The sequence below is a fragment of the Tateyamaria pelophila genome, from assembly GCF_019966495.1.
Classification (GTDB): Bacteria; Pseudomonadota; Alphaproteobacteria; order Rhodobacterales; family Rhodobacteraceae; genus Tateyamaria; species Tateyamaria pelophila.
Map to the genome: position 1 here is coordinate 1 of NZ_JAIMIA010000148.1, position 9,416 is coordinate 9,416.

Consider the following 9,416-nt stretch of genomic DNA (forward strand, 5'->3'; position numbering starts at 1 on the left):
ACCGTCAGACCCGCCCAATTTGGGCGAAACGCGGGGGTTGGGCCTCTCCAGTCGGGCTACGCCCTCCCTGCGACGCCCAACCCCCGCGTTCTCATCCTGATTGACGCTGGATTCTCATCTTGTTTGTCGCGCTGCAAATATTTCTCAAGGACTGCTGTGATACTGTCAGGGTCTGGTGTTACGCTGGATATTTTGCGTTCTATGCGCTTCTTGGCGAAGGTGTATTCGTCACGATCATCTGGGTCCGACGGTGGTATCGAACCCTCTCCAAAGAATTGATTATAAATGTCGGTTAAAAGATCGAGGTATCGCTCGTCAGACATGGGTCTAGCAGGGTGCGGCGTGAACTCAAAGTCCACGATCTCATTATCAAGCATGTGGACTTGTGCTAGTTCAATGAACTCAGGGTATGGGGATAGCCTTATTTTCCCAAGCCTAGGTCCGCCGCGTTTTGCATGGGCGATCTTTGCTTTGAGTTGCAACACCTCATGTACGGGAGCTTTTGGTCTCGTGTGGTATGCATCCAGTTCAGAAACCTCTTGCAGCGCGGCCTGCCATGGTTTTGCGATGTCATCAAATGGAACTAAATCTTCACCGTCCAGGTACATGGCGGTCCCGCCGAGGCTTTCCATATGTGTCCGATGCTGGGTGTCTTCTGTTCGCAGGACATCAGCTTCGATAGTATCATAGCCCTCAGGAGACTTGAGCTTGGCCAAAAGGTCATCGTGTTCTTCAGCCCAGTTGACGACAAGCTGAACGGCTTTCGCATAGCTGACATCGCCACATGGCATCTGCCACTTCGAAATCCCAAGTAGGCTCCTGAACTGATCTGGGACGCGGCGTTGATAGTAGTACCGCCCACGGTCGATTTTCAGGTATTTTACCTTCTTCTCAGCCGCCATTGTATCGAAAACCGTGCGATATGTATCGAAAATATGCCATCTCAGCGTTGATGTTATCGCAAATAGCTAGATAAATCAACGCTGTAAGGTGGATGGTGGGCGACCCTGGAATCGAACCAGGCGTGCGTCTCCGCGAGGGAGTTACAGTCCCCTGCCACACCTTGCGGCCTGTCGCCCACTACGTCATAGGAGCGTAAACCCCGGTTGACGTGAGGGGGTGATTAACGGGACGCAAATACAGGGTCAAGGCCGAAATGAACGCCCCGGAGCCGCAAAGGACACCGCGATGAAAAAGCCGAAGTGGGTTGTTCAGAAAGAACAGTCGAAAAAGGTCGAGCGCGACGCGACTGTCTGGCTTTTCGGGCTGCACGCGGTGCGCGATGCGCTTTTGAACCCTGCGCGCACCAAATTGCGGCTGATCGTGACATTGAATGCGCAAGGAAAACTGGCCGATGCCATTGAAACGGCTGGCATTGAACCCGAAGTGGTCGATGCGCGACGGTTCACCGCCCCGATTGATCCGGGCTCCGTACATCAGGGCGCGGCGCTCGAAGTCAAACCGCTGGATTGGGGCAATGTGGCGGACGTGGCCATCGGTGCGGCGTCGCCGCGCCTGATCCTGCTCGACCGTGTGACCGACCCGCACAATGTGGGCGCAATCCTGCGCTCTGCCGAAGTGCTGGGCGCATCTGCGGTCATTGGAATGCGCCACCACGCAGCCCCAGAAACCGGCGCATTGGCAAAATCGGCCTCGGGCGCGCTGGAACGTCAACCGTATGTGCGCGTGCGCAATCTGGCGGACACCATCGTCGAATTGCAGGGCATGGGCTATCTTGTTCTTGGTCTGGATGGCGATGCGGACCAAACGATCGAGACCGCCCTGCATGGACGCAAAGACCGTGCCGTCGCGCTTGTCCTGGGCGCAGAAGGGCCGGGCCTGCGCCAGAAAACCCGTGAAACCTGCGATGCGTTGGTCAAAATCGACGCAGCAGGTGGGTTTGGGTCGCTCAACGTCTCAAATGCGGCGGCCCTCGCCCTATATGCCAGCAAGGATCATGCATAGGAGGCGACAATCGCCCACCCGACAAAAATCGCGACATGCTGCTATTGCGGCACCCGCGCGGCCCTTGTTCTTGCAGGCAAGGAGCGGCACGAACTGGCCTGTTCCAGTTGTGGCGCGCCGCTGCACAATCTCAAGATGCTGCCCAAAAATCGCACAACGGATCGCATGTCGCCCCGGCCATCAGCGATGCAAACCCAGCCGCGTCCGAAGCCTTCGAAAAAGAAAATGAAGCGCCGCAAATCCCGCTGGGGAGAGTTGTTCGAGGATGTGTTTGATATCGTTGAAGACATCTTTGACTAAGGCTGAAAACCGCCCCGCGCCAACCCATCCGCCACTTAACGCACTGTTCACAGATTTGCGAGATGGTCTTTAATGAGCGCTCGGATGACCCCATCTGTTGTCGTGAACATCAGGAGATGGAACCCCTGAATGTTGAATTTACTGTCCCTCGTTCCAAAACTCATGCGCCCCTCTCGCTTTGCGTCAGGGGCGCCTTTTTTATTCCTATCCTTTTGTGTAAATGGAGCGCATGACACAATACTCAGACACGATGTTGCGCGACGTTTTGGACCGGACCAAGGTAGTGGCGGTCGTCGGCGTCTCGACGAACCCGGTCAGGCCCAGCTACTTCGTTGCACGTTACCTGAAGCTCAAAGGATTTCGCGTCTTGCCCGTGAACCCTGCCTATCAGGGAACACAGTTGTTTGGGGAAACCGTCGTTGGAAGCCTGGATGATCTCACTGCATCTGTGGACATGATCGACATCTTTCGACGTTCCGATGCCGTGCCGGACATCGTCGACGAGGCGCTGACCGCCTTGCCGCATTTGCGCACCATCTGGATGCAGATCGGTGTCGAACACGCCGAAGCCGCGGCGAAGGCCGAAGCCCGCGGCATCACCGTGATCCAGAACCGCTGTCCGAAAATCGAATACCAGCGTCTTCATGGCGAATTGCGCATGGGCGGGTTCGCGACCGGTGTGATTTCATCCAAACTGTAAAGACCTGATCCTGCGTCTTTCGCGGCACATCTGAGATCCTGTCGGCACTCTGCGCAGTCGTGATCAGTTCATTCGCGCCCACACCTGCCCGCGGCAGATCGGCCCGAAACAGCCAGACACTTTCAGTGCATCGCCATGCAGCGACATCTTGGATCGGTATGTCTTGTCCGTATCGGGCGCCCAGATTTTACCGCCGGAATAGCTGCCGTCACCATCGGAATTCATGTCCCAGATGATGGGCTTGCCGACGCTGGATTGGTCGTCACTCGCAACAACCTTGACGATCGTCCCGCAAAGCTTTGCGCCGCACGGCGCGATGTCGACATGAAGATAGGCGCCGCTGTCACCGGGCTCCGTTTTCCACGTCCCGGTTGCCGGCTCGGCCAGTGCCGCGCCTGCGGTTGCAATGGCCACACATGCGGCCGTCACGAGATACTTCATGTCTGAACTCCTGCCCTGTTGCTGCAAACAATGCGCCGTTGCGCAGCCTTTGCGCAAGAATGACCTTGGGTCGCGTTGCGAATCCGGCGCAGAGGTGCCAAGACGCGGCGACCCTCCAGAAAGGCACGCTCCCATGATCCTCTACCCCGCAATCGACCTCAAAGACGGCAATGCCGTACGGCTGGTGCATGGCGACATGGAACGCGCCACCGTGTTCAATGATGACCCCACAGCACAGGCCCGCGCGTTCGTCGAGGCCGGTTGCAAGTGGCTGCATCTGGTCGACCTGAACGGCGCGTTCGCAGGCGAACCGGTCAATGCCGGCCCGGTCGAGGCGATTCTGGCGGCCTGCGATGTGCCTGCGCAACTGGGCGGCGGCATTCGGGACATGGCAACCATCGAAGCCTGGCTGAACAAAGGCCTCGCCCGGGTAATCCTGGGCACCGTGGCGGTCGAAAACCCGGATCTCGTGCGCGAAGCGGCCCGCGCCTTTCCGGGCCAGGTGGCCGTCGGGATCGATGCGCGTGATGGCAAGGTGGCGACCAAGGGTTGGGCCACCGAGACAGATGTGATCGCAACCGATCTTGCGCGCTCGTTCGAGGACGCGGGCGTTGCCGCGATCATCTATACCGACATCAACCGCGACGGCGCCATGGGCGGCCCGAACATCCCGGCCACCGAAAGCCTGGCCCGCGCCGTCTCGATCCCCGTGATCGCCTCGGGTGGCGTCTCGTCGCTGGCCGATCTCACGGCGCTCAAGGCCACCAACGTCATTGCCGGGGCTATCTCGGGTCGCGCCCTCTATGATGGCGCAATCGACTTGGCGCAGGCGCTCAAAGTCCTCGCCTGATCCCTTCTCTGTTCCAGAAAATCCCGGGGTGAGGCCAAAGGCCGAGGGGCAGAGCCTCTTTCCACACCCCGCAAAGCAGACTATCAGACGCCCATGTTGAAAACCCGCATCATTCCCTGCCTCGATGTCGCCGATGGCCGCGTGGTCAAAGGTGTGAACTTTGTCGATCTGGTAGACGCCGGCGATCCGGTCGCCGCGGCCCGTGCCTATGACGCGGCGGGCGCGGACGAGTTGTGCTTTCTCGACATCCACGCCACCCACGAAAACCGGGGCACCATGTTCGATCTGGTGCAGCGCACGGCCGAGCAGTGCTTTATTCCGCTCACCGTCGGTGGCGGGGTGCGGACCGTTGCAGATGTGCGCGCGCTCTTGCTGGCAGGGGCAGACAAGGTCTCGTTCAACTCGGCCGCCGTTGCGGATCCGGATGTGCTGGCACGGGCCGCTGATCAATTCGGAAGCCAGTGCATCGTCTGCGCTATCGACGCCAAGACCGTCGCACCGGGACGCTGGGAAATATTTACCCATGGCGGGCGCAAGCCGACCGGCATCGATGCCGTCGAATTTGCACGCACTGCAGCGGAAAAAGGGGCCGGAGAAATCCTGCTCACATCAATGGACCGTGACGGCACACGCGCAGGATTCAACCTGCCGCTGACACAGGCCATCGCAGATGCCGTCCGCATCCCCGTGATCGCCTCGGGCGGCGTCGGCACGTTGGATCATCTGGTCGAAGGTGTGTTGCAGGGCCATGCCTCCGCGGTGCTCGCCGCGTCGATTTTCCACTTTGGAGATTTCACGATCGCGGAAGCCAAGGCGCATATGGCCGCCGCGGGCATCCCAATGAGGCTGACATGACGCTGGATGACCTGTTCGCAATCATCGAGGCCCGCAAGGGGGCCGACCCCGATGGCTCCTGGACGGCCAAGCTGCTGGCCAAAGGCCCGGAAAAATGCGCCGAGAAATTCGGCGAAGAGGCAATCGAGGCCATCATCGAGGCCGTCAAAGGCGACAAGGATGCCCTCACATCCGAAGCCGCTGATGTGCTCTATCATTTTCTGGTCATGCTGGCGGCGCGCGATGTCGCCCTGGAGGATGTGATGGCGGAGCTGGCCCGACGGCAAGGCACGTCCGGCATCGCGGAAAAAGCTGCGCGTACCTGAGACCTGTCGCTGCCTGTGCAGTGCCAATTTACACCTCCTGGGCGCGCGGCCGCGCAAGCCTGTGCGAGAAGCGCGCTTCGACCCGGCGCAAGACCCGAAGGACAGACCGATGTTTTTTTAACACCAGCCCACAGACGAATCCGACATTGCTCTCTTGGCTACGCACCCGCGTCTTCCCCTAATACGGACGGCTGCACCCTGGCCCGGGACATCAGTCAAGCGTCATGTCTGTTATTGACATCTCGACCCGCACCGCGTTGCTGTTAGTAAAGTCAAAGTTTAGAACGCGAACAAAGCAAAAAAGTAATTTCTCACCATGACATCAAAACTCAGCGTCCTCCAAAATTTTGACGGTGCCCAACTCAGAAAAACGCCATTTCCCTATTTGGTGATAGAAAACGCTTTGCCGGATGCGATCTATGCTGAGCTGTCGGAAACCTTCCCCTCGGAGCGAGTTATCTTCGAACACCATCGTGGAAAAAAACCAGACGAAAAATACCGGGCCAATGCCCGCTATGACCTTCCAGCCGCACATATCGAAAAGAACCCTGCATTGGATTTGGGGCTGTGGAGAGAGTTCTCCGAGTATCACACATCCCAGGACTTTCTGGACGAATTCCTGTCCAAGCTCGGGGATGTCATCTCCGAAACCCACCCGCACATCATCGCTGCAATGCAAAAAAAGTCGCCTTTGAACAAACCGCGCGCCGGAGTCCGGTTTTTCAGCGATGCGAAAGACGAGAGCGACATTGCACTGGATTGTCAAATTGCGATCAATTCTCCGCCAACGGTTCCCATGACATCCGTACGCACGGCGCATCTGGACAATCCTGTCGAACTTTTTGCGGGCCTGTTTTATCTGCGCCACCCCGATGATGGGTCCAAGGGCGGTGATCTGGAAATCTGTACGTGGAAGACGCCTCAACGCAAACGCATCGGCCGCGCCCGGATTATCGATGCGGACGATGTTGTTGTCACGGACAGCGTCACTTACGATCCAAACAAACTGGCGCTTTTCATCAACAGTATCGAGTCCATTCACGGCGTCACGACCCGCGAGGTTTCGGATCAACCGCGCAGATTGGTAAACATCATCGGCGAAGTTTACCCGACCCAGAAAAAAGTCTTCAATGATCGACCTTATCGTCAAGATCGCAGCATCTTGGATCAGGTCAAGCGTAAGGTTTTTGGCATCAACTAAGCGTTGGAAAGACCGTTTTGACGCCTGTCGCCACGTCTCGTAAAAAATGTCGGGTTATGAGCCTGCAAACAGTCGTTTCATGACATGCTGAAACCTCATATTGATCAGGTTCACGTATTTTCGCCGCGTGAGACGAATGCTCTTTTTGGCCGTTCCATCCTTGTTTTCGTGCGGAAACGGCGTGGCGGGCACGTCCAGCCCCAAGAAACTGCACAATTCATCCCAACCACTGCCGGTTTCCCAACACAAAACCAAAAGTCGATCCGGTTCCGTTTGTGCAAAAAACGCCCGCACATCCGCCTCGTGTGTTTTGTAGAACTCTTTCAGATACTCTTCGTTGCCCAAGGTATAGGCTACGCCATAGGCCAGCTTTTGCGCGTTTTTCATCGATGATCGCCTCAGGCTGTGCCTGTGAAAGCTCCGCAACCATACGTCGGCGTCTTTTCGCAGGGTCAGGATAAATTTCGCGTCCGGATAGCGCTCGGCCAGTTCTTTATACATCAGCGGATAAGGCCAATCCTCAAAGGATTGGTATTTGTCTATTTCTGAATAGATCGCTTCGACCTCACCCTTGCGCAGTTTGGCCAACAGATCCTTTCGGCAACTCAGGTGATCAAAGCCCAGTTCCCTGAAGCAGGTTCCAAGCGTCGTCGTTCCGGTCTTGTGCAAACCAATCCCAAAAACCTTTGACACGACGAAACTCTCCCAGAAAAACTATGGCGCCCATGTCAGAAAATTGCGGATCAGGCGCAGGCCCACGTCCTGGCTCTTTTCCGGATGGAACTGCATGCCAACCATGGTTCCGGTGCCGACAACGGCCGTCACATCTCCGCCATAGTCGACATGGGCCAGTCGCATTGTCGGGTCGGCAACCTCGAAATGATAGGAATGCACAAAATACGCATGATCCCCGGATCGGACGCCTTCAAAAACAGGGTGTGCGGCATCCAGATGCAGATCGTTCCAGCCCATATGCGGCACCTTCAACGCCGGATCGGCGGGATCGATGTGCACGACCTGCCCCCCCACCCAGTCAAGACCCGGGGTATCGCGGTATTCCCGCCCCCAGGTGGCCATCAACTGCATCCCGACGCAGATCCCCAGAAACGGGCGGCCTTTGCCGTCAACCGCTTCGACAAGCGCGTCATAAAGTCCACCGGTGCCCCGCAAGGCTTCGGCGCAGGCGGGAAAGGCCCCGTCCCCAGGCAGAACGATCCGGTCAGCCCGCGCCACAACGTCCGCGTCAGACGTGACAACGATTGTGCCCGCGTCCGCCTCCCGCGCCATCCGCTCGAACGCCTTGTGCGCCGAGTGCAGATTACCGCTTTCGTAGTCGATCAGGACCGTGAGGCTCATAGCGCGCCTTTGGTCGACGGGATGGCCCCGGCACTGCGCGGGTCGACTTCAAGCGCGATACGCAGCGCACGCGCCACGGCCTTGAACGCCGCTTCGGCAATGTGGTGGCTGTTGATCCCGTGCAGCATGTCCACATGCAGGGTGATGCCGCCATGGGTCGACAGCGCCTGAAAGAACTCGCGCACCAGTTCGGTATCGAAGGTGCCAATCTTGGATGTCGGCAATTCCACGTTCCACACCAGAAACGGGCGGCCCGACAGATCAAGAGCGGCCCGCACCAGCGCGTCATCCATTGGCAAAAGGCACGATCCGTAACGCACGATACCGCGTTTGTCGCCGACGGCCTGGCCAAGTGCTTGCCCGATGGCGATGCCCACATCTTCCACCGTGTGGTGGTCATCGATATGCAGATCACCGCTGCAACGCACGGTCATGTCGATCAGCGCATGGCGGGCCAATTGGTCCAGCATATGGTCGAAAAACCCGACCCCGGTCTGGTTGTCATAAACCCCTGTTCCGTCGAGGTTCAACTCAACGCTGATGTCCGTTTCGGCGGTCTTGCGGGTCAGGGTGGCGCGGCGCATGGGCGGCCTCCGGGTTTGTTACGTTGGTTCGCGCTCTCTATAGGCGGGCAATCCTGCGCCGCCAAGCCCTGCGCGGATCCCTTGCACTCAAGGGCTGCTCCGTGTCACTTAAACGCCATTGCGACTTTGAAAGGCTAGCCCGATGTCCACATGCGTCTTTATCCAGATCCGGTGCCGTCCCGGCACGACTTACAAGGTTGCCGAAGAGATCGCGCTGCGCGAAATCCACTCAGAGCTGTATTCCACATCGGGAGATTTTGATCTGCTGATGAAGGTCTATATTCCAACCACCGCGGATGTCGGGAAATATATCAATGACAGGCTTCTGGATATCAACGGCATTGAGCGATCCCTGACCACAATGACCTACAAAGTGTTTTGAGCACCCTGTCTGCCCGCAGGTCAGCGTCATCTGCCAGAAGTACGCGACATTGTTCCTACCCTTCGACGCCCTAGGTTGTGTGTCCTGGAGCAGTGTGCCTGCGCATCGAACAAAAGCGGACGGAATGACAAAGCGTTGCATAGAATTCGGCAGGATAAGCAAAACGCGGCGCGCGATGTTGCGCTGCGGCGTCGTTGCCAGTGCATCGGCTGTCCTTCCCCCGTTACTTTTCTCAGGCCCGGCATTTGCCTCAGGTGTATCGGACGGTCATGACGTGACGCTTGCCCCGCTCATACAGTCGCTCCGCGCCACAGGAAAAAGCGTTTGCCTATCCGCTGCTGACAGGCTGGGGGCGTCGGGGACAGTCAGTTTTGACCTGCATCTGCGCAGCGCAGGGCTGAGTGAAGGACCACCGGCTGACGCCGGAGGCATCATTTGTCGGAATGTAATTCCAGGTACTGCTTGATGACATCGTCT

13 protein-coding genes and 1 tRNA gene are annotated in these 9,416 nt (G+C 57.9%); 8 read left to right on the forward strand and 6 right to left on the reverse strand.

The window, feature by feature from the left end; genetic code table 11:
- Positions 1–56 precede the first annotated feature (56 nt).
- Complete coding sequence (locus tag LC354_RS24255) at positions 57–902, reverse strand: hypothetical protein (protein ID WP_223428551.1); 846 nt, start codon at positions 900–902, stop codon at positions 57–59.
- 93 nt (positions 903–995) lie between these two features.
- Positions 996–1,079 (reverse strand) — tRNA-Tyr (locus tag LC354_RS24260).
- Between the two features lie 109 nt (positions 1,080–1,188).
- On the opposite strand from LC354_RS24260, the gene rlmB reads away from it, so the two are divergent.
- From rlmB to LC354_RS24275, 3 genes are all read left to right on the forward strand, one after another.
- Positions 1,189–1,965, forward strand: a complete 777-nt coding sequence (rlmB, locus tag LC354_RS24265) for a 23S rRNA (guanosine(2251)-2'-O)-methyltransferase RlmB (RefSeq protein ID WP_223428552.1) — start codon at positions 1,189–1,191, stop codon at positions 1,963–1,965.
- Positions 1,966–1,974: 9 nt separating this feature from the next.
- Positions 1,975–2,265, forward strand: coding sequence for a hypothetical protein (locus LC354_RS28165; RefSeq protein ID WP_223428563.1), 291 nt, complete (start codon positions 1,975–1,977; stop codon positions 2,263–2,265).
- Positions 2,266–2,494: 229 nt separating this feature from the next.
- Entirely contained in the window at positions 2,495–2,965 is a 471-nt protein-coding gene (locus tag LC354_RS24275) for a CoA-binding protein (protein WP_223428553.1), read from the forward strand.
- Between the two features lie 63 nt (positions 2,966–3,028).
- Here the strand turns inward: LC354_RS24275 and LC354_RS24280 are convergent, their stop codons facing one another.
- Positions 3,029–3,406 carry a DUF2147 domain-containing protein gene (locus tag LC354_RS24280; RefSeq protein WP_223428554.1) on the reverse strand — a complete coding sequence of 126 codons (378 nt, stop codon included), beginning with the start codon at positions 3,404–3,406 and terminating at the stop codon, positions 3,029–3,031.
- Between the two features lie 133 nt (positions 3,407–3,539).
- Here LC354_RS24280 and hisA point away from each other — a divergent pair, with 133 nt between their 5' ends.
- The 4 genes from hisA to LC354_RS24300 all read left to right on the forward strand — a co-directional run bounded on the left by hisA (position 3,540) and on the right by LC354_RS24300 (position 6,617).
- On the forward strand, positions 3,540–4,256 hold the full coding sequence (gene hisA, locus LC354_RS24285; RefSeq protein ID WP_223428555.1) for a 1-(5-phosphoribosyl)-5-[(5-phosphoribosylamino)methylideneamino]imidazole-4-carboxamide isomerase: 717 nt from the start codon (positions 3,540–3,542) through the stop codon (positions 4,254–4,256).
- Between the two features lie 93 nt (positions 4,257–4,349).
- Positions 4,350–5,111, forward strand: a complete 762-nt coding sequence (gene hisF / locus LC354_RS24290; RefSeq protein ID WP_223428556.1) for an imidazole glycerol phosphate synthase subunit HisF — start codon at positions 4,350–4,352, stop codon at positions 5,109–5,111.
- A complete protein-coding gene (locus LC354_RS24295) occupies positions 5,108–5,416 on the forward strand; it encodes a phosphoribosyl-ATP diphosphatase (protein WP_223428557.1) in 309 nt (102 codons plus the stop codon). The genes hisF and LC354_RS24295 overlap by 4 nt, the downstream gene beginning before the upstream one ends.
- 316 nt (positions 5,417–5,732) lie before the next feature.
- On the forward strand, positions 5,733–6,617 hold the full coding sequence (locus tag LC354_RS24300; protein ID WP_223428558.1) for a hypothetical protein: 885 nt from the start codon (positions 5,733–5,735) through the stop codon (positions 6,615–6,617).
- 54 nt (positions 6,618–6,671) lie between these two features.
- On the opposite strand, the gene LC354_RS24305 is transcribed toward LC354_RS24300, so the two are convergent.
- From LC354_RS24305 to hisB, 3 genes are read right to left on the reverse strand one after another with little or no spacing between them, the layout of a single operon-like run.
- Positions 6,672–7,310, reverse strand: a complete 639-nt coding sequence (locus LC354_RS24305) for a sulfotransferase family protein (protein ID WP_223428559.1) — start codon at positions 7,308–7,310, stop codon at positions 6,672–6,674.
- A gap of 21 nt (positions 7,311–7,331) precedes the next feature.
- Entirely contained in the window at positions 7,332–7,973 is a 642-nt protein-coding gene (gene hisH / locus LC354_RS24310) for an imidazole glycerol phosphate synthase subunit HisH (protein ID WP_223428560.1), read from the reverse strand.
- On the reverse strand, positions 7,970–8,557 hold the full coding sequence (hisB, locus tag LC354_RS24315; RefSeq protein ID WP_223428561.1) for an imidazoleglycerol-phosphate dehydratase HisB: 588 nt from the start codon (positions 8,555–8,557) through the stop codon (positions 7,970–7,972). Before hisB ends, hisH begins: the two co-directional genes overlap by 4 nt.
- A gap of 142 nt (positions 8,558–8,699) precedes the next feature.
- Between hisB and LC354_RS24320 the strand changes: the two genes are divergently transcribed.
- Positions 8,700–8,939 (forward strand): Lrp/AsnC family transcriptional regulator, encoded by a 240-nt coding sequence (locus LC354_RS24320; protein WP_223428562.1) that lies wholly within the window; start codon positions 8,700–8,702, stop codon positions 8,937–8,939.
- Positions 8,940–9,416 lie beyond the last annotated feature (477 nt).

Coding starts and splice junctions, on each gene's coding strand:
- LC354_RS24255 (WP_223428551.1), bottom strand. CDS start 902: ATGGCGGCTGAGAAGAAGGTAAAATACCTGAAAATCGACCGTGGGCGG.
- rlmB (WP_223428552.1), top strand. CDS start 1,189: ATGAAAAAGCCGAAGTGGGTTGTTCAGAAAGAACAGTCGAAAAAGGTC.
- LC354_RS24275 (WP_223428553.1), top strand. CDS start 2,495: ATGACACAATACTCAGACACGATGTTGCGCGACGTTTTGGACCGGACC.
- LC354_RS24280 (WP_223428554.1), bottom strand. CDS start 3,406: ATGAAGTATCTCGTGACGGCCGCATGTGTGGCCATTGCAACCGCAGGC.
- hisA (WP_223428555.1), top strand. CDS start 3,540: ATGATCCTCTACCCCGCAATCGACCTCAAAGACGGCAATGCCGTACGG.
- hisF (WP_223428556.1), top strand. CDS start 4,350: ATGTTGAAAACCCGCATCATTCCCTGCCTCGATGTCGCCGATGGCCGC.
- LC354_RS24295 (WP_223428557.1), top strand. CDS start 5,108: ATGACGCTGGATGACCTGTTCGCAATCATCGAGGCCCGCAAGGGGGCC.
- LC354_RS24300 (WP_223428558.1), top strand. CDS start 5,733: ATGACATCAAAACTCAGCGTCCTCCAAAATTTTGACGGTGCCCAACTC.
- hisH (WP_223428560.1), bottom strand. CDS start 7,973: ATGAGCCTCACGGTCCTGATCGACTACGAAAGCGGTAATCTGCACTCG.
- hisB (WP_223428561.1), bottom strand. CDS start 8,557: ATGCGCCGCGCCACCCTGACCCGCAAGACCGCCGAAACGGACATCAGC.
- LC354_RS24320 (WP_223428562.1), top strand. CDS start 8,700: ATGTCCACATGCGTCTTTATCCAGATCCGGTGCCGTCCCGGCACGACT.